The 17,252-nt window shown below is 63.2% G+C and carries 19 protein-coding genes; 10 read left to right on the forward strand and 9 right to left on the reverse strand.

The features are described from left to right. Positions 1 to 12: 12 nt before the first annotated feature. The 5 genes from urtE to urtA all read right to left on the reverse strand — a co-directional run bounded on the left by urtE (position 13) and on the right by urtA (position 5,659). Positions 13 to 708, reverse strand: a complete 696-nt coding sequence (gene urtE, locus AC0L3S_RS13380) for an urea ABC transporter ATP-binding subunit UrtE (RefSeq protein WP_007605420.1) — start codon at positions 706 to 708, stop codon at positions 13 to 15. Positions 709 to 711: 3 nt separating this feature from the next. Then, a complete protein-coding gene (urtD, locus tag AC0L3S_RS13385; RefSeq protein WP_473264573.1) occupies positions 712 to 1,473 on the reverse strand; it encodes an urea ABC transporter ATP-binding protein UrtD in 762 nt (253 codons plus the stop codon). Further along, the gene (gene urtC / locus AC0L3S_RS13390; protein WP_473264572.1) at positions 1,470 to 2,648 is read right to left on the reverse strand and encodes an urea ABC transporter permease subunit UrtC; all 1,179 of its coding nucleotides are present in this window, start codon (positions 2,646 to 2,648) and stop codon (positions 1,470 to 1,472) included. Before urtC ends, urtD begins: the two co-directional genes overlap by 4 nt. Continuing rightward, complete coding sequence (urtB, locus tag AC0L3S_RS13395; RefSeq protein WP_473279383.1) at positions 2,645 to 4,252, reverse strand: urea ABC transporter permease subunit UrtB; 1,608 nt, start codon at positions 4,250 to 4,252, stop codon at positions 2,645 to 2,647. Before urtB ends, urtC begins: the two co-directional genes overlap by 4 nt. An 84-nt stretch (positions 4,253 to 4,336) precedes the next feature. After that, complete coding sequence (urtA, locus tag AC0L3S_RS13400; protein WP_007599797.1) at positions 4,337 to 5,659, reverse strand: urea ABC transporter substrate-binding protein; 1,323 nt, start codon at positions 5,657 to 5,659, stop codon at positions 4,337 to 4,339. A gap of 480 nt (positions 5,660 to 6,139) precedes the next feature. Here urtA and AC0L3S_RS13405 point away from each other — a divergent pair, with 480 nt between their 5' ends. The 3 genes from AC0L3S_RS13405 (at position 6,140) to AC0L3S_RS13415 (ending at position 8,474) form a co-directional block, all read left to right on the forward strand. Beyond that, on the forward strand, positions 6,140 to 7,681 hold the full coding sequence (locus AC0L3S_RS13405) for a DEAD/DEAH box helicase (RefSeq protein ID WP_473264570.1): 1,542 nt from the start codon (positions 6,140 to 6,142) through the stop codon (positions 7,679 to 7,681). A gap of 23 nt (positions 7,682 to 7,704) precedes the next feature. After that, positions 7,705 to 7,992, forward strand: a complete 288-nt coding sequence (infA, locus tag AC0L3S_RS13410; RefSeq protein ID WP_007599789.1) for a translation initiation factor IF-1 — start codon at positions 7,705 to 7,707, stop codon at positions 7,990 to 7,992. A 269-nt stretch (positions 7,993 to 8,261) separates the two neighbouring features. Next, positions 8,262 to 8,474: a cold-shock protein gene (locus AC0L3S_RS13415; protein WP_007599788.1), complete on the forward strand. Its 213-nt coding sequence runs from the start codon at positions 8,262 to 8,264 to the stop codon at positions 8,472 to 8,474. 99 nt (positions 8,475 to 8,573) lie between these two features. Here the strand turns inward: AC0L3S_RS13415 and AC0L3S_RS13420 are convergent, their stop codons facing one another. From AC0L3S_RS13420 to AC0L3S_RS13435, 4 genes are all read right to left on the reverse strand, one after another. Then, positions 8,574 to 9,188, reverse strand: coding sequence for a TadE/TadG family type IV pilus assembly protein (locus AC0L3S_RS13420; RefSeq protein WP_473264569.1), 615 nt, complete (start codon positions 9,186 to 9,188; stop codon positions 8,574 to 8,576). Positions 9,189 to 9,211: 23 nt separating this feature from the next. Beyond that, a complete protein-coding gene (locus AC0L3S_RS13425) occupies positions 9,212 to 9,784 on the reverse strand; it encodes a TadE/TadG family type IV pilus assembly protein (protein ID WP_473279384.1) in 573 nt (190 codons plus the stop codon). Positions 9,785 to 10,059: 275 nt separating this feature from the next. After that, on the reverse strand, positions 10,060 to 10,554 hold the full coding sequence (locus AC0L3S_RS13430) for a pilus assembly protein N-terminal domain-containing protein (protein ID WP_473264566.1): 495 nt from the start codon (positions 10,552 to 10,554) through the stop codon (positions 10,060 to 10,062). A gap of 153 nt (positions 10,555 to 10,707) precedes the next feature. After that, on the reverse strand, positions 10,708 to 11,535 hold the full coding sequence (locus tag AC0L3S_RS13435; RefSeq protein ID WP_473264565.1) for a sterol desaturase family protein: 828 nt from the start codon (positions 11,533 to 11,535) through the stop codon (positions 10,708 to 10,710). A 260-nt stretch (positions 11,536 to 11,795) separates the two neighbouring features. Between AC0L3S_RS13435 and AC0L3S_RS13440 the strand changes: the two genes are divergently transcribed. From AC0L3S_RS13440 to AC0L3S_RS13470, 7 genes are all read left to right on the forward strand, one after another. Further along, positions 11,796 to 11,960 carry a Flp family type IVb pilin gene (locus AC0L3S_RS13440; RefSeq protein ID WP_007599783.1) on the forward strand — a complete coding sequence of 55 codons (165 nt, stop codon included), beginning with the start codon at positions 11,796 to 11,798 and terminating at the stop codon, positions 11,958 to 11,960. Positions 11,961 to 12,027: 67 nt separating this feature from the next. Beyond that, a complete protein-coding gene (locus tag AC0L3S_RS13445; RefSeq protein ID WP_473264564.1) occupies positions 12,028 to 12,174 on the forward strand; it encodes a hypothetical protein in 147 nt (48 codons plus the stop codon). Positions 12,175 to 12,290: 116 nt separating this feature from the next. Further along, entirely contained in the window at positions 12,291 to 12,815 is a 525-nt protein-coding gene (locus AC0L3S_RS13450; RefSeq protein WP_473279385.1) for an A24 family peptidase, read from the forward strand. 127 nt (positions 12,816 to 12,942) lie between these two features. Next, the gene (gene cpaB / locus AC0L3S_RS13455) at positions 12,943 to 13,740 is read left to right on the forward strand and encodes a Flp pilus assembly protein CpaB (protein ID WP_473264561.1); all 798 of its coding nucleotides are present in this window, start codon (positions 12,943 to 12,945) and stop codon (positions 13,738 to 13,740) included. A gap of 11 nt (positions 13,741 to 13,751) precedes the next feature. Next, entirely contained in the window at positions 13,752 to 15,227 is a 1,476-nt protein-coding gene (locus AC0L3S_RS13460; protein ID WP_473264611.1) for a type II and III secretion system protein family protein, read from the forward strand. 17 nt (positions 15,228 to 15,244) lie between these two features. Continuing rightward, positions 15,245 to 15,982 carry a CpaD family pilus assembly protein gene (locus tag AC0L3S_RS13465; RefSeq protein ID WP_473279386.1) on the forward strand — a complete coding sequence of 246 codons (738 nt, stop codon included), beginning with the start codon at positions 15,245 to 15,247 and terminating at the stop codon, positions 15,980 to 15,982. Next, a complete protein-coding gene (locus tag AC0L3S_RS13470) occupies positions 15,979 to 17,247 on the forward strand; it encodes a CpaE/TadZ family protein (RefSeq protein WP_007605389.1) in 1,269 nt (422 codons plus the stop codon). Before AC0L3S_RS13465 ends, AC0L3S_RS13470 begins: the two co-directional genes overlap by 4 nt. Positions 17,248 to 17,252: the final 5 nt, after the last annotated feature.

Below are 17,252 nucleotides of genomic sequence, written 5' to 3' on the forward strand. Positions count from 1 at the left end.
CGGCAGAATGGCCTACAGCGCCATCTGGCGGCTGATTTCGCTCGCGTCGAGATTGGAGCGGTCGCAGGTGAACTTCACCGCGCCGCGATCCATCACCGCAAAACTGTCGCCGAGTTCGCAGGCAAAGTCGAGATATTGTTCGACCAGCACGATGGCGATGTTGCCGAGGTTGCGCAGGTACGAGATGGCTCGGCCGATGTCCTTGATGATCGAGGGCTGGATGCCCTCCGTCGGCTCGTCGAGCAGCAGCAGCTTTGGTCGCATCACCAGCGCGCGCCCGATCGCGAGCTGTTGCTGCTGACCGCCGGAGAGGTCGCCGCCGCGCCGGCCGAGCATGGATTGCAGCACCGGGAACAGTGAGTACACGTCGTCCGGAATGTGCTTGTCCTCGCGCCTGAGCGGGCCGAAGCCGGTCTTGAGATTTTCCTCGACGGTCAGAAGCGGAAATATCTCGCGCCCCTGCGGCACGAAGCCGATGCCCTTGCGCGCACGCTCATAGGGCTTCAGGCCGGTGATATCGCTGCCGTCGAGCACGATCGCGCCCGAGGAAATCGGGTACTGCCCGACCATGGCGCGCAGGAGCGAGGTCTTGCCGACGCCGTTGCGCCCGAGCACACAGGTGACCTTGCCGGGCTCGGCCGCGATCGACACGCCGCGCAGCGCCTGCGCCGCGCCGTAGAACAGGTTGATGTCCTTGACCTCAAGCATCGCTCACCGCCCCAAATACACTTCGATGACCCGCTCGTTGGACGAGACCTGGTCGATGGTGCCTTCAGCGAGCACGGTACCCTCGTGCAGGCAAGTGACCTTGACGCCGAGCTCGCGCACGAACGTCATGTCGTGCTCGACCACCATCACGGTGTGGGTCTTGTTGATTTCCTTGAGCAGCTCGGCGGTGAGATGCGTCTCGACGTCGGTCATGCCAGCAACGGGCTCGTCGACGAGGAGCAGTTTCGGATCCTGCGCCAGCAGCATTCCGATCTCGAGCCACTGCTTCTGGCCGTGGCTGAGGCTGCCGGCGAGACGGTGGCGGGCATCGGTGAGGCGGATCGTCTCCAGCACCTTGTCGATCTGTTCGGATTCCGCCCGGCTGCCGCGCCAGAACAGCGTACCCTTGACGCTGTGGTCGACATTGAGCGCGAGCAGCAAATTGTCCTGCACGGTCTGGCTCTCGAACACGGTCGGCTTCTGGAATTTGCGGCCGATGCCGAGCTCGGCGATACGGGTTTCGTCCAGCCGCGTCAGATCGGTGACGCCGTCGAACAGCACGGTGCCTTCATCGGGCTTGGTCTTGCCGGTGATGATGTCCATCATCGTGGTCTTGCCGGCGCCGTTCGGGCCGATGATGGCGCGCATCTCGCCGGGCTCGAGCGTCAGCGAGAGGTTGTTGATGGCGTGGAAGCCGTCGAACGAGACGTGCACGCCGTCGAGATACAGCATTGCGGAGGTCGCGCGGGTGTCCATGACGTTCATTGCACCTCCTCCGCCATTTTGGGTTCGGCGACGCCGTCTTCGGCCGCGGCACTCGCAACGGTCGCGGCGTCGCGCCTTTCCTTCGACGAGTCCCACCAGGCGTTGAAAGTGCCCACGATGCCCTTGGGCAGCAGCAGCGTTACCAGGATGAACATGGCACCCAACATGAACAGCCAGTAGGGCGCGAGCATGCCGGAGGTGAAGAACGTCTTTGCGTAGTTGACGACGACGGCACCGAGCGCAGCGCCGACCAGCGTACCGCGGCCGCCGACCGCTACCCAGATTACCGCCTCGATCGAATTGCCCGGTGCGAATTCGCTCGGGTTGATGATGCCGACCTGCGGCACATAGAGCGCGCCGGCGACGCCGGCCATGCAGGCCGACACCGTGAACACGAACAGCTTGTAGGATTCGACGCGGTAGCCGAGGAAGCGCGTGCGCGATTCCGCATCGCGCACCGCGATCAGCACCTTGCCGAGCTTGGACGAGACGATGGCGCGGCAGATCAGGAAGCCGGCGATCAGCGCCAGGCAGCTCAGCGCGAACAGCGCAGCACGCGTGCCCTCGGCCTGCACGTTGAACCCCAAAATGTCCTTGAAGTCGGTCATGCCGTTGTTGCCGCCGAAGCCGAAATCGTTGCGGAAGAAGGCAAGCAGCAGTGCATAGGTCATCGCCTGGGTGATGATCGACAGATACACTCCCGTGACGCGGGAGCGGAAGGCGAGCCAGCCGAAGCAGAAGGCGAGCAGCCCCGGCACGATCAGCACCATCAGCGCGGCAAACCAGAACATGTCGAAGCCGTACCAGTACCAGGGCAGCTTCGAATAGTTCAGGAACACCATGAAGTCGGGCAGGATCGGGTTGCCGTAGACGCCGCGGCTGCCGATCTGCCGCATCAGGTACATGCCCATCGCGTAGCCACCGAGCGCGAAGAAGGCACCGTGGCCGAGCGAGAGGATGCCGCAATAGCCCCAGATCAGGTCGATCGAGAGCGCCAGGATGGCGTAGCAGACATATTTGCCCCAGAGCGCGACGAGATAGGTCGGCACCTGCAGGAACGAGCCCGCGGGCAGCAGCAGGTTGGAGAGCGGGATGAGGATGCCGCAGGCCACGACGACGGCAAGGAAGATCGTGGCGCCGCGGTCCAGCGATCGCGTCAGCATGTGAGGGGTCATGCTTCCACCGCACGGCCCTTGAGCGCGAACAGGCCGCGCGGCCGCTTTTGAATGAACAGGATGATGAGAACGAGGATGGCGATCTTGCCGAGCACGGCGCCGGCGACCGGCTCCAGGAATTTATTGGCGATGCCGAGCGTGAAGGCGCCGACCAGCGTGCCCCAGAGATTGCCGACGCCGCCGAACACCACGACCATGAAGCTGTCGATGATGTAGCTCTGGCCGAGATTGGGGCTGACATTGTCGATCTGCGACAGCGCCACACCGGCGATGCCGGCAATGCCCGAGCCGAGGCCGAAGGTGAGCGCGTCGACGCGCGAAGTCGCGATGCCCATCGAGGCCGCCATGCGGCGGTTCTGCGTCACCGCGCGCATCTCCAGCCCGAGCGCCGTGTAGCGCAGCATCGCGAGCAGAATGACGAACACCGCGAGCGTGAAGACCAGGATCCAGAGCCGGTTATAGGTAATGGTGATCTGGCCGAGCTCGAACGCGCCGCTCATCCAGGAGGGGTTGCCGACCTCGCGGTTGGTCGGGCCGAACATGGTGCGCACCGCCTGCTGGAGCACCAGCGACAGGCCCCAGGTCGCCAGCAGCGTCTCCAGCGGACGGCCATAGAGAAAGCGGATGATGCTGCGCTCGATCACGACGCCGAGCGCGCCCGCCACCAGGAAGGCAAGCGGCACCGCGATCAGCAGCGAATAGTCGAACAGGCCGGGATAACGGGTGCGGATCACCTCCTGCACCACGAAGGTGGTGTAGGCCCCGATCATCACCATCTCGCCATGGGCCATGTTGATGACGCCCATCACGCCGAAAGTGATGGCAAGGCCGATTGCGGCAAGCAGCAGCACCGAACCGAGCGAAAGGCCATACCAGGCATTCTGCACCATCGACCAGACCGCGAGCGAACTCTGGATCGAGCCGATTGCGCTCGCAGCAGCCTTGGTCACCGAGGCCGGCTGGTCGCCCATGCCCGTCAGCAGCGCCATCGCCTCCTGGTCACCGCGCGCCTTGATGGTGGCAACGGCTTCGAGCTTCTCGATCTCGGTGGCATCAGGCTTGAACAACAGGATCGCCGCGCGGGCGTCGCCCAGCGCAGCCTTGACGGATCGGTTGGTTTCCTTGGCGAGCGCGCCATCGACGGCTTCGAGCGATGTCTCCTCATGCGACTTGAAGACGGATTGCGCGGCCTGAAGACGTGCTCCGATATCGGGTGACTGCAGCGTCAGGCTGCCGATCGCGGCATCGACGCTGCGGCGCAGGCGGTTGTTGAGGCGGACCGCGCTCGCACTGTCGGGCACGCTGGCCACGGCCTGACCGGTCGCGGCATCGATCGACTTGCCGTCGGTGCCGGTGACGTAAACCTTCTTGCTGTCAGGATCGGCCATGAGGCGGCCGTCCTGGAGCGCGCTGATGATCGGAAAGGCCAGCGTATTGCCGCTGCTTGCGACCACGCCGATCGCCTCTTCCGTGTCGGAATAATCGTCGTTGGCGAATTTTGCGACCGCATCCTCGAACGGGCCGGCCAAGGCCGGCATTGCGAACGCGATCAGGAACAACGAGAGCACGAGCGAACAAAGGCGGGCGGACAAATTGGCTGGCACTGTGAAAGACCCCGGCAGAAAAGGGTGGAGAAGGCGGCGGGATCGCCGCCTTCTCCGATCGTGCAATGGAGCGTCAGATCCGGATCAGGAGCCCGAACCGAGGCACTTGTTGGTCTTGGTGTTGAAGTTACCGCACTTCTTGCCGACCCAGTCGCCGACCAGGTCCTTGGAACCGTCGAGCTCCTTCGACCAGGCGTCGCCCGCGACAAGACCCGGGGTCTTCCACACCACGTCGAACTGGCCGTTGGCTTTGATTTCGCCAATGAACACCGGCTTGGTGATGTGATGGTTCGGAAGCATCTTGGAGGTGCCGCCGGTCAGGTTCTTGGCTTCGATGCCCGGGAGCGCATCGATCACCTTGTCCGGATCGGTCGACTTCACCTTCTCGACCGCCTTGACCCACATGTCGAAGCCGATCACGTGCGCTTCCATCGGATCGTTGGTCACGCGCTTCGGATTCTTGGTGTAGGTCTGCCACGCCTTGATGAACTTCTCGTTCTCCGGCGACTTGATCGACTGGAAGTAGTTCCAGGCGGCGAGATGGCCGAGCAGCGGCTTGGTGTCGATGCCGGCGAGTTCTTCCTCACCCACCGAGAACGCGACGACCGGAATGTCCTTCGCCTTGATGCCCTGGTTGCCGAGCTCCTTGTAGAAGGGAACGTTGGCGTCGCCGTTGATGGTCGAGACCACTGCGGTCTTCTTGCCGGCCGAGCCGAACTTCTTGATGTCGGCCACGATCGTCTGCCAATCGGAATGACCGAACGGCGTGTAGTTGATCATGATGTCTTCCTGGGCGACACCTTTGGACTTCAGATAGGCTTCCAGGATCTTGTTGGTGGTGCGCGGATAGACGTAGTCAGTGCCCGCGAGCACCCAGCGCTTCACCTTCTCGTCCTTCATCAGATAGTCGACGGCGGGGATCGCCTGCTGGTTCGGCGCGGCGCCGGTGTAGAACACGTTGCGCTCGCTCTCCTCGCCCTCGTACTGCACGGGGTAGAACAGGATACTGTTCAGCTCCTTGAACACCGGGAGCACCGACTTGCGTGACACCGAGGTCCAGCAGCCGAACACGACCGAAACCTTGTCCTTGGTGATGAGCTCGCGCGCCTTCTCGGCGAACAGCGGCCAGTTGGAAGCGGGATCGACGACGACGGCTTCGAGCTTCTTGCCGTTGACGCCGCCCTTCTTGTTCTGCTCGTCGATCAGGAAGAGGATAGTGTCCTTCAGCGTGGTCTCGCTGATGGCCATGGTGCCGGAGAGGGAATGAAGTACGCCGACCTTGATGGTGTCGTCCGCGGCCTTCGCACCAGAAATGGAAGCCAGACCAAGCATCAGTCCGGCGGTCGCGGCGAGAACGCCACGGCGGCTAAATGGCGCCGCTATATCGTGAGTGGATTTGCTATGCATGAGTGTCTCATCTCCCTGACGCAGACGTGAAAAACGCTGCGAAACGGCCCCAACGGCCGCCTGCGATTAACGGATTCGCAAGAACCGTGCCATGGATTTGACACCTACTAAGCACTTGAGTGTGTTGAAGAAATAGACGGAAAACGAAGTGTCGCCACGACGGTACCGCCTAAACATTGAGCAATTCAAATGTATGCGAATGCGGCAGGCAGGTTATTTTCTGAGCAAATTTCTCCCTCTGGCTAAATTTCCGGCATAACTATTTCTGCACCGCGATCGCCGTTTGTGTGGGGCGTGCCTTGAAAGCGCCGCCTCAATGTTCCATATGGGGGCTGAGGTCTCTTGCGAATCAGGCGACCGTTGCGAGCCGCGTGTTCTTAAGCCCTTACGGGCGTCTGGCTTGCCCCATCCCATCAAGCCATCCGACACCCCAAACACGCAGGTGTCCCTCTCGACACCCTTTTGCGCGCGCCGCGCCGAATGCGCCGGGCGCCCGCTTTTGACATGGAAAGAACCCATCTTTTGACTTCGTTTCAGGATTTCGGCCTCGCCGAGCCCATCGCCCGTGCTCTCACCGAAGAGAACTACGTCACCCCCACCCCCATCCAGGCCCAGACGATTCCGACCGCGCTGACCGGCCGCGACGTCGTCGGCATCGCCCAAACCGGAACCGGCAAGACTGCGTCCTTCGCGCTGCCGATCCTGCACCGCCTGCTCGAGAATCGCATCAAGCCGCAGCCGAAGACGGCCCGCGTCCTGGTGCTGTCGCCGACCCGCGAGCTGTCCGGCCAGATCCTCGACAGCTTCAACGCCTATGGCCGCCACATCCGCCTGTCCTCGACCCTCGCCATCGGCGGCGTGCCGATGGGCCGTCAGGTCCGCTCGCTGATGCAGGGCGTCGAGGTGCTGGTCGCCACCCCCGGCCGTTTGCTCGACCTCGTGCAGAGCAACGGACTGAAGCTTGGCAGCGTCGAATTCCTCGTGCTCGACGAAGCCGACCGCATGCTCGACATGGGCTTCATCAACGACATCCGCAAAATCGTCGCCAAGCTGCCGATCAAGCGGCAGACGCTGTTCTTCTCGGCCACCATGCCGAAGGACATCGCCGAGCTGGCCGACGCCATGCTGCGCGACCCCGCCCGCGTCGCAGTAACCCCGGTCTCCTCGACCGTGGAGCGCATCCAGCAGCGGATCATTCAGGTCGATTTCTCCGCCAAGCCGGCGTTCCTCGCCCAGCTGTTGAAGCAGGAGCAGGTCAATCGCGCACTGGTTTTCACCCGCACGAAGCACGGCGCAGACAAAGTGGTGAAGACGCTCGAGAAGGCCGGCATACCCGCCAGCGCCATCCACGGCAACAAGTCGCAGAACCATCGCGAACGGACGCTTGCCCAGTTCCGCACCGGTGAAATCCGCACGCTGGTCGCCACCGATATCGCCGCGCGCGGCATCGATGTCGACGGCATCACCCATGTCATCAATTTCGACCTGCCCAACGTGCCGGAGACCTATGTGCATCGCATCGGCCGCACCGCGCGCGCGGGTGCCGAGGGCACCGCGATCTCGCTGGTCGCAGGCGGCGAGGAACTCAGCTATCTCCGCGACATCGAGCGGCTGATCAAAGTGGCGCTGCCGCGTGAGGATCGCCGCACCGACGCCGGGCGCCGCGATGCGGGCCCTCCCCCGCAGCAGCAACGACAGGGTCGGCCGGGCCGTCCGGGCCAGCGTCAGCAAGGCGCAAGGCATGGTGAGGGACGCCACGGTGACGCTCGACGTGCCGACGAAAGGCATGCGGACGGGCGCCACCACAGTGCCGCCAAGCAGGGCGACGGAAGGCCCGGCAGCGGCCCGAAGGCAGCTCCTCGCGGCCGCTCCGGAGGCAAGGCGCATTCTTCGCCAAACGGCCGTCCGGAACAGCGTTCCGCGCATAGCGCCGGAGCGTCTGATGGGATACAAGGCGTTGCCTTTTTACGCCGCGAGAGTCGGCCGAATGGCCAACCGAACCGCAAACCCCATTCGCACTAGCCGTCCACGACCTGGAGAAATTCATGGCTAAGGAAGAGCTGATCCAGTTCGAAGGACTGGTCACCGAAATCCTCCCCGACGCGCGCTACCGCGTGCAGCTCGACGCCGGACACGAGATCGTCGCCTACACCGCCGGCAAGATGAAGAAGAACCGCATCAAGACTCTGGCGGGCGACCGCGTGACGGTGGAGATGTCGCCCTATGACCTCGAAAAGGGCCGACTGATTTTCCGCCACAAGGACGAACGTCCGAGCGGGATGGGCGGACCTCCGCGTCCCGGGCAGCGTGGCGGGCAGTTCCGCCGCCGCTAGTCGGGGCTCAGCGCGCGAGCGCAGACCCGAAATTCCGACCTGTATGCTGATCCGCCGTGAGCATCACGGCGGATCAAAAAATCGTGCACGTCAGCATTGTTTTGGGGGTCTGTTTCCAATAAAATGAATTAATCGATTTTCGGCCGGACGACATTAGCATCCACCGGTACAGCCGGTTCAGACACGCTGACGACCCTTCCAAAAATTCGATCTAACCTGTCCGCGCAAGCGGGCTCTGACATTGTGTTATCTGAGAAGGGACTACCCCCATGAGCATGGGAACCGTGAAGTGGTTTAACGCGACCAAAGGCTTCGGCTTCATCCAGCCCGACGATGGCGGCCAAGACGTGTTCGTTCACATCAGTGCTGTGGAGCGTGCAGGCCTCGGCACGCTGCGCGAAGGTCAGAAGATCTCGTACGAGATCGTGGCCGACCGCCGTTCCGGCAAGTCGGCAGCGGACAACCTTCGCTCCGCCGGCTGAGCCTACCGCTTACGGGCCCCGATCGGCTCGAGCGAACAAATAACAAAAAGGCCGGGCGCGATGCCCGGCCTTTTTCATTCCGCTATTTGCTCGCAGATCTCAACACGCTGCATTGTTGTAACGAACGCAGGTGACCTGGCGCGGCCGCGTGTAGGAGACATCGCTCAGCGTGATGCCCGACTTCAGGACGAACTTGACAGAAGGTGTGTACACGTAGCTCGCCTGGCTGAAAATGAGGTAGGTGGACGCGATCAAGAGCGTTGGCGGAATCATCGAGGTGACCGTGGTACCAGGTGTCAGAGTCGGAGGCGGAGCCGTCAGCGTGGCCTGCGTCGCCCCGTTCGCAATGGTGGCGGACTTGCTCCATTGAATCTTGGCGACTTTGCTTGAGTCGATTTGGATCTGAAGGACCGTGCCGTTCACGAGCGTGGCGTCGTACGGCATGATCATCGATATGCTTGCCGTGAACGTGTCCTGCATGGCAGGATCGTCGACCCCCGTCGACTGCGACGTCAAATCGGACAGAGTCCGTGCAATCATTGTGACTTTGCGATTGATCGCGACGGCCGATGAAAACTCGACGGTCCCGAAGAACATCACCAGCATTAGCGGCACGATGACCGCGAACTCGGTCGCCGCGATCGCACGCCTGTCGGCGACGAAGTCGCGCACGGAGCTACGGGCATTCCTCCAGATATTCGCGATCGCCTGCATCTGTCCACTCGGGTCCATCTGTCTCAGAAGGGTTCATTCTTGAAGGCCGCGGTCGCAATCAGCAGCCGCTTGTTGCCGCAGCCCATGTTGAAGCCAAGGCCAGTGACGAAGAGCGGCCACTGATAGAACAGCCGCACCACGACGACCTGGTTAGCGGCCCCGGCACTGTACTGCACGCCGGTTGGATTGAAGTTGCAGGAATTGCCATAATTGGTGAGGCTTAGCGCTCCGAACGAGTTTGTACTCACGACGTCGACGTAGAGCTTGCTGCAATCAAACAGAGCCGGGATCTGGCTGCAGACGTAAGCCTTGAACGTGGTTTGCGAGCAGGGTGTGCTGACGCCGGAGACCGCGCAAGCCGTTAGCGTGCCGCCTTGCGCCTGCCCGGTCAGCAGCACGCGCGCAGAATTCTGCGAGGCACTCTCGAGCACCTGGCTCGCCAAGAACATCAGCGCCGACTCGATGATGGCGAACAGCAACGCGAAGAACATCGGCGCGACGAGCGCGAACTCGACGGCTGCGGAGCCGCGGCGGCTGACGCGAAACCGACGCAGCATGGCGAGGAGCGTGAATCTCGTAGGTGCAGGCGAAGGCATCAAATTCCCCAGCAGCAGCAGCAATCATCTGCCATGTTCAATAGCGGAAACTGATTGTTTAAGTGTTTCAGGCGATCCGCACCCGGCGGCCCGGGCCGTTAAGGGCGGGTTAACCGCAAACGACCCAGGCCATGGCGGCGAGGACATGCAGACGAGGGCATGGAGACGAGGACACGGAGAGTGAGACTCGCGCGCGTGCGCCGGGTGGGGACGATCCTTGTCCCGCCAAACCCGCAAATCAAACTCGCTGGCTGGTCTTGGTCAGTTCGTCTTGGTCAATTCGTCTTGGCACCCGCACCGGCACTGCCGCTGGCCGAGCTGCTCAACGAACCGGCCTGGCTCATCGCGCTGTTGAAGTAGGTGTCGCTGTCGCCGAGCGTCACGCGGCGCTGGCAAAGCGGCGCGCAGCTATAGGACTCGCGCTCGATGCCGCGATAGACGGTAACGAGCCGATCGGTCGGACCTTCGACCTGGATCTGGCGGTCGACCAGGATCTCGCCGCCCCGGTCGAGCGCGATGAAATTGGTGGCGCCATAGCCCTTTCCGGTGACGACGATCATGCCGCCGGGCTGGAGCGTGACGTCGGCGATCAGGGGATTGCCGACCACGATAGTTGCCACCTTGCCAGGCAACCGCACCAGCTTGGCCTGGTCGACATTGACGGCGATGGTATCGGCGGACTCGGCAACGACGGCAGCCGGCGATGCCAGCACCGCGGCTGCAACCAGAAGACAGACGCGCGCATGACGGCGCAGCAATTGTTTACGCATACTCTTACCCCCGGGACGTCACAAACCGGCAGAAGCGATCAGATAACAGCCGAGCCGGTGCCCGACCCGGCTAACCTGCCCGCAATTCGTGAACGTTCCGCAAATTCGCCGACTATTGTTTGAACGGACTGGCGTTTCGCGGCCCTCGAGAACCTAGCGGCGGAACGGATAGGCAAGCTGCCCTCCGATTTCCTTCGGCATGGTGGCTTCATCCTTGCCGTAATCCTGCGGCAGTTGCCCCTCGGGCATGCGGAAAGTGCCGAACAGCAAGTCCCAGATCGGGAACGTGCCGGCAAAATTGGTGTCGCCGCCCTCTGCTAGCGCGGTGTGGTGCCAACGGTGGAACACCGGCGTCGCCAGCACATATTTGAACGGCCCGAAGGTCCAGTTCAGGTTGGCGTGCACGAAGGCCGAATGGAAGGTCGTGAACGGGGCGAGCCAGACCATGGCGTTCGGCGAAATGCCGGCCATCAGAAGCACGACGTCAACCGCGATGGTACCGAGCACGAGATTGACGGGATGGAAGCGGGCCGCAGAAATCCAGCTGATCTCCTCCGAGGAGTGATGGATCGCGTGGTATTTCCAGAACCCGCCGCCGTGGAACAGCCGGTGCAGCCAGTACAGCATGAAATCAGACAGCACCAGGAACAGCATGGCCTGGACCCAGAGGGGCAATAGCGCCAGCGGGCCGTGGCCATTGTCGTAGAAGGCGATGAGCCCGTCGGCATCATGGATGTTGAAGACGAAGCTCGCACCGACGATCAGAAGGCTGATCCGCATGACGCGTGCGAACACCGGAACGACAAACCAGTAGCAGATGTCCGTGACGATCTCCCGCTTGCGCCACCAGGGCACGCCGGGATTGCAGGCCCAGACATGCTCGAGCACGGTGAAGACCACCGCGAGCGCGAAGGTCGTGGGGATCACCTTCGCGATGGTCTCGCCGAGCATCAGGGCGATTTCCATGGGCAGGCTCGACATTGTCGCCTCTCTTGCGAATTGCTGGTCCCGCCTACGCGTACTCCCCCAAATTTAAGGGACGGTGAAGCCGGTGCTGAGCCTGCTGCACATCCGGAACCGGAACAAATTGCAGCTGGCTGCCTTAAGGCGAAATTCACTCTGGCCGGCGGCAAGCGGGTTTGCCCGATCGAATTAACTCTCCCGAAAGAGCTCGGATCTCATGGTCGTTGCGTCAAGCACACGCCGAACGAGGCGATCCCACCCCAGATGGAGTTTTGTTCATGAAGAACCTGATTGCGCGTTTCGCGAAAGATGAATCCGGCGCCACCGCCATCGAATACGGTCTGATCGCCGCCGGCATCGCGCTGGCCATCATCACCGTCGTCAACAATCTCGGCACCACGCTGAACGCCAAGTTCACCTCGATCAGCAGCTCGCTGAAGTAAGCCATCGACGAACGACGGCAAAAGCCCCGGGTCTCCGGGGCCTTTGTTTTTCAGACGGCGAGTTCCAGTGGCGTTCAGCAAGTACAGAACCGATGCCGCAGTCGCGGCAAACGCGGCGGAGGCCGCGCAGACCGGCTCGCCGGCTTACTGGGTCTGTCTGGCCCTGCTGCTTGCAACGGTCGCGCTCGCCGCACGCATCGCGTTCCTCTGGTGAGCACGCCTTCGGCTGGTTCCGCCCATCGGGACCGCTGCCGCCGTTTTCGGTTTGTTTAGCACTGCCGGCTAGAATCCGGCGACGCCAGCTCCGCGGCAAACCTCAAGACGCAGCCCATGATCCTCGACCTTGCGCGCCTTCTGCTCTTCCCGGCCCTGATGGCGTTTGCCGCCGCGAGCGATCTCTTCACGATGACAATCTCGAACCGCGTATCGCTGGCGCTGGTCGCCGGCTTTTTCGCGCTCGCTCTCGCCGGTGGCATGGCACCTTACGACATGCTGAGCCATGTCGGGGCCGGCGCGCTCGTCCTGGTCGTGGCCTTCACCTGTTTTGCGATGGGCTGGGTTGGCGGCGGCGATGCCAAGGTAGCGGCCTCCGTCGCACTCTGGCTCGGGTTCCCACAGCTGATGAACTTCCTGCTCTACGCCTCGCTGATTGGCGGGGCGCTGACGCTGCTCCTGCTCCAGTTCCGGCAGTGGCCGCTGCCTTACGGTCTGGCCGGCCAGACCTGGCTGGCGCGACTGCACGCCAAGGAGAGCGGCATTCCCTACGGCATCGCGCTCGCACTGAGCGCGCTGATGGTCTACCCGGAGACCGAATGGGTGAAGGCGATCGATCTCGCTCACCTCGCATTGCGCTGAACGCATCGGGTCAACCCGGCGTTAAGGCGATTTAGATACGCCTCATTAACCATGCTTTGACGAATAGCTGGTCAACTGCCGATTACGGCGGCGTCAGCGTCGCGGCGTTTGTTGGAAAGTGAAGCGTATGAATAGGGCACGCATTGTCGTCCTGACGGTCGCCATCTGCGCCGGCGGTGTCGCCGCGTATCTGGCGAGCGGTTCGGACAATTCTGCACCGCCTCCGGCTCCAGTCGCGCAGCTTCCCACCGTCGACGTCCTGGTCGCCAAGAACGACATCGGCCTCGGCCAGACAGTCAAGCCGGAAGACGTGCAATGGCAGACTTGGCCGTCCGCGACCGCCAGCACCACCTTCATCCGCCGCAACGAGCGCCCCGAGGGGGTAACCCAGGTCACCGGCTCGATCGCACGATCCCCCTTCATCCAGGGTGAGCCGATCCGTGACCAGAAGCTGGTCAAGGCCGAAGGCTCCGGCTTCATGGCGGCAATCCTGCCCACCGGCATGCGGGCGATCTCGACCGAGATCTCGCCAGAAACCGGCGCAGGCGGCTTCATCCTCCCCAACGATCGCGTCGACGTGCTTCTGACGCGCCGTCTCAAGAACCCGGACCAGAGCAGCGGCGCTCCTGATGTCATCACGTCCGAGATCATCCTGGCCAATATCCGCGTCCTGGCCATCGACCAGGCTCCCAAGGAGAAGGACGGCCAGAACGCGGTGGTTGGCAAGACCGTCACCCTCGAGCTCAATCCCGCGCAGACTGCGACGCTCTCCTCCGCACGTCAGAGCGGCACGCTGTCGCTCGCGTTGCGCAGCATCGTCGACGTCAAGCTGAGCGAGATCACGCTCGATGATTCCACGCAGAAGCGCGATGGCATCTCGATCATTCGGTACGGTATCCCAAGCTCGACGGCGAAGGCACGATGAGGACTGTCGACATGAAATGCAGGGCGAATTTGGCGACGATGCGAACCCCTGTGGTCCGCGCCCTGTCGTTTTCGGCCGCCGTCGCGCTCGCGCTCAACCCGGTGCTGACCCCTGTGGTCGCCGCCGACTATCGCCCGGTGGCGCAGGCTGCGGCCGACGGTCAGATGAACGCGCGATTCCTCTCGCTCGGCATCGGCAAGTCGATCGTGATCGACCTTCCGCGCGACATCAAGGACGTGCTTGTCGCCGATCCTAAGATCGCCAATGCAGTCGTCCGCTCGGCGCAGCGCGCCTACATCATCGGCGCCTCGATCGGGCAGACCAACATCGTGTTCTTCGATTCCGCCGGCCAGCAGATCGCGGCCTATGACATCGCGGTCAAGCGCGACCTCAACGGCGTGCGGGCCGCGCTGAAACAGGTCCTGCCGAACTCGGACATCCAGATCGACGGGCTAGGCGACGGTATCATCTTGACCGGCTCGGCCGCGAATCCAGCCGAAGCCCAGCAGGCCAACGACCTCGCCGTGCGCCTCGCGGGCGGCCCCGAGAAGGTCGTGAACTCGATCGTGGTCCGCGGCCGCGACCAGGTCATGCTCAAGGTGACTGTCGCCGAAGTGCAGCGCAGCATCGTCAAGCAGCTCGGAATCGACCTCACCGCCAACCTCAGCTACGGCACCTCGGTCGTCAGCTTCAGCAACTCCAATCCGTTCACGGCTCTCGGCCACAACCTCGTCGACGGCAATAACCTGACCACGAAGTTCGGCGGGGCCCCGTCGGTGCAGGCCACGCTGCGTGCGATGGAGACCGCGGGCGTGATCCGAACGCTGGCCGAACCGAACCTGACCGCGATCTCCGGTGAATCGGCAACGTTCATCGCCGGCGGTGAATTCCCGGTGCCTGCGGGCTATGCGTGCGACCCCACCACGCACGTCTGTACCACCCAGATCAGCTTCAAGAAGTTCGGCATCTCGCTCAACTTCACCCCCGTCGTTCTCACCGAAGGCAAGATCAGCCTGCGGGTGATGACCGAGGTGTCCGAGCTCTCGAACGAAAACGCGATCACGCTGTCCCAGGCCGTGACCTCGACCTCGGTCAACTCGCTCACGGTGCCCTCGATCAAGACCCGCCGCGCAGAAACGTCGCTGGAAATTCCCTCAGGCGGCGCGATGGCGATGGCCGGCCTGATCCAGCAGCAGACCAAGCAGGCGGTCAGCGGACTGCCGGGTCTGATGCAGCTCCCGGTCCTCGGCACGCTGTTCCGTAGCCGCGACTTCGTCAACAACGCGAGCGAGCTGGTCGTGATCGTGACGCCCTACATCGTTCGCGCAGTTGCACAAAAGGATCTGTCGCGGCCGGATGATGGCTTCTCCGCGCCCGCGGATCCGCAGGCCGAGCTGCTCGGCAACATCAACCGCATCTACGGCGTGCCCGGCCGGACCGAACCGACCAAGAACTACCGCGGCACCTACGGCTTCATCACCGACTGAGGCGGAACGGGGACTTCATGAAGATCACTAGACCACCCCAGATTCGCAGACGCGCCATCCACCTCGGCGGCGCGCTCGTCGGCATGGCGCTCGCCCTTGGCGGTTGCCAGCACGACGAAGCGGTCACGGCCTCCATTCCCGACGACTACAAGCAGCGCCATCCGATCGCGATCGAGGAGCAGAATCGCTCCATCGTCGTCTTCGTCGGCCATACCCGCGGCGGCTTGACCGCGGCCCAGCGCGCCGACGTGATGGGCGTCGCGTCGGCCTGGATGCACGAAGGCACCGGCGCGATCCGGATCGACGTACCGTCCGGCACGCCCAACGCGCGTCCGGTCGCGGACACCATGCGCGAAATCCAGGCAATGCTGTCGGCGGCGGGCGTTCCGCCGCGCGGTATCAGCGCCCGCTCTTACCAACCGGAAGACAAGCGATTCCTGCCGCCGATCCGGCTCACCTATTCCAAGATCGCCGCGGTCGCGGGTCCCTGCGGCCTGTGGCCGGAAGACATCGGCCCTTCGATGAAGAACAAGAGCTGGTTCGAGAACAAGGACTATTACAATTACGGCTGCGCTTATCAGCGCAACCTTGCGGCGATGGTCGACAATCCGTCGGATCTCGAGCAGCCGCGGCCCGAAACGCCGTCCTACACGCCGCGGCGCACCGCCGCGTTCGAGAAGTATCGCAAGGGAATGCCGACGGCGGTCGCCTATCCTGAGGCCGACAGGGCCAAACTCAGCGACACCGGCAAATGATCAGCTACGCTCGCCAGCCCCAAGAAGAACAGTCCGAGGCATCGCTCCCGCCGGTCGAGGAGCATATTGCGCCTGCGCCCCGCGTTTCCGTCCAGGCTTTCTGCGAGACCGTGGAAACGGCGGCCGCCGTGCAGTCGGCCGGCGAAGATCGCCGTCTCGGCAAGGCCCATCTGAAGATCCAGATGGGCGGTATGGCGGCTGCGGTGGAAGCCTACCGCTCGGCACCCACGCCGAACGTGATCGTGCTCGAAAGCGACGGCCGCAACGACCTCCTGGGCGGGCTCGACCATCTCGCGACCGTCTGCGACGCCGGCACCCGCGTGGTCGTGATCGGCCGCATCAACGACGTCATGCTCTACCGCGAGCTGGTGCGCCGCGGCGTCAGCGACTACGTGCTCGCGCCGGTCGGCGCGATCGACGTCGTGCGCTCGATCTGCAACCTGTTCTCGGCGCCGGAAGCCAAGGCCGTCGGCCGTATCATCGCCGTGGTCGGCGCCAAGGGCGGCGTCGGCGCGTCAACCATTTCCCACAACGTCGCATGGGCGATCGCCCGCGATCTCGCGATGGACGCGGTCGTCGCCGACCTCGACCTCGCCTTCGGCACTGCCGGGCTCGACTATAACCAGGATCCGCCACAGGGTATTGCCGATGCCGTGTTCTCGCCGGATCGCGTCGATACCGCCTTCATCGACCGCCTGCTGTCGAAATGCACCGACCACCTCAGCCTGCTGGCGGCGCCGGCGACGCTCGACCGGGTCTATGATTTCGGCGCCGATGCCTTCGATGCCGTGTTCGACACGCTGCGCTCCACCATGCCCTGCATCGTGCTCGACGTTCCGCACCAATGGTCGGGCTGGACAAAACGCGCCCTGATCGGAGCGGACGACATCCTGATCGTGGCGGCGCCCGACCTCGCCAATTTGCGCAACACCAAGAACATGTTCGATCTCCTGAAGGCCGCGCGCCCCAACGACCGGCCGCCGCTCTACTGCCTGAACCAGGTCGGCGTGCCGAAACGGCCCGAAATCGCCGCGGCGGAGTTCGCCAAGGCGATCGAGAGCCAGCCGGTCGTCTCGATCCCGTTCGAGCCGCAGATCTTCGGCTCGGCGGCCAATAACGGCCAGATGATCGCGGAGATCTCGGCCAACCATAAGTCGATCGAGATGTTCCTTCAGATCGCCCAGCGCCTGACCGGCCGCAGCGAAACGAAGAAGCAAAAGTCGTCTCTGCTTTCACCCCTGATTGACAAGTTGCGGGGAAAATAGGTCGC

It is taken from the genome of Bradyrhizobium sp. Ken01 (assembly GCF_055807355.1).

Coding starts and splice junctions, on each gene's coding strand:
- urtE (WP_007605420.1), bottom strand. CDS start 708: ATGCTTGAGGTCAAGGACATCAACCTGTTCTACGGCGCGGCGCAGGCG.
- urtD (WP_473264573.1), bottom strand. CDS start 1,473: ATGAACGTCATGGACACCCGCGCGACCTCCGCAATGCTGTATCTCGAC.
- urtC (WP_473264572.1), bottom strand. CDS start 2,648: ATGACCCCTCACATGCTGACGCGATCGCTGGACCGCGGCGCCACGATC.
- urtA (WP_007599797.1), bottom strand. CDS start 5,659: ATGCATAGCAAATCCACTCACGATATAGCGGCGCCATTTAGCCGCCGT.
- AC0L3S_RS13405 (WP_473264570.1), top strand. CDS start 6,140: ATGCGCCGGGCGCCCGCTTTTGACATGGAAAGAACCCATCTTTTGACT.
- infA (WP_007599789.1), top strand. CDS start 7,705: ATGGCTAAGGAAGAGCTGATCCAGTTCGAAGGACTGGTCACCGAAATC.
- AC0L3S_RS13415 (WP_007599788.1), top strand. CDS start 8,262: ATGAGCATGGGAACCGTGAAGTGGTTTAACGCGACCAAAGGCTTCGGC.
- AC0L3S_RS13420 (WP_473264569.1), bottom strand. CDS start 9,188: ATGCAGGCGATCGCGAATATCTGGAGGAATGCCCGTAGCTCCGTGCGC.
- AC0L3S_RS13425 (WP_473279384.1), bottom strand. CDS start 9,784: ATGCCTTCGCCTGCACCTACGAGATTCACGCTCCTCGCCATGCTGCGT.
- AC0L3S_RS13430 (WP_473264566.1), bottom strand. CDS start 10,554: ATGCGTAAACAATTGCTGCGCCGTCATGCGCGCGTCTGTCTTCTGGTT.
- AC0L3S_RS13435 (WP_473264565.1), bottom strand. CDS start 11,535: ATGTCGAGCCTGCCCATGGAAATCGCCCTGATGCTCGGCGAGACCATC.
- AC0L3S_RS13440 (WP_007599783.1), top strand. CDS start 11,796: ATGAAGAACCTGATTGCGCGTTTCGCGAAAGATGAATCCGGCGCCACC.
- AC0L3S_RS13450 (WP_473279385.1), top strand. CDS start 12,291: ATGATCCTCGACCTTGCGCGCCTTCTGCTCTTCCCGGCCCTGATGGCG.
- cpaB (WP_473264561.1), top strand. CDS start 12,943: ATGAATAGGGCACGCATTGTCGTCCTGACGGTCGCCATCTGCGCCGGC.
- AC0L3S_RS13460 (WP_473264611.1), top strand. CDS start 13,752: ATGAAATGCAGGGCGAATTTGGCGACGATGCGAACCCCTGTGGTCCGC.
- AC0L3S_RS13465 (WP_473279386.1), top strand. CDS start 15,245: ATGAAGATCACTAGACCACCCCAGATTCGCAGACGCGCCATCCACCTC.
- AC0L3S_RS13470 (WP_007605389.1), top strand. CDS start 15,979: ATGATCAGCTACGCTCGCCAGCCCCAAGAAGAACAGTCCGAGGCATCG.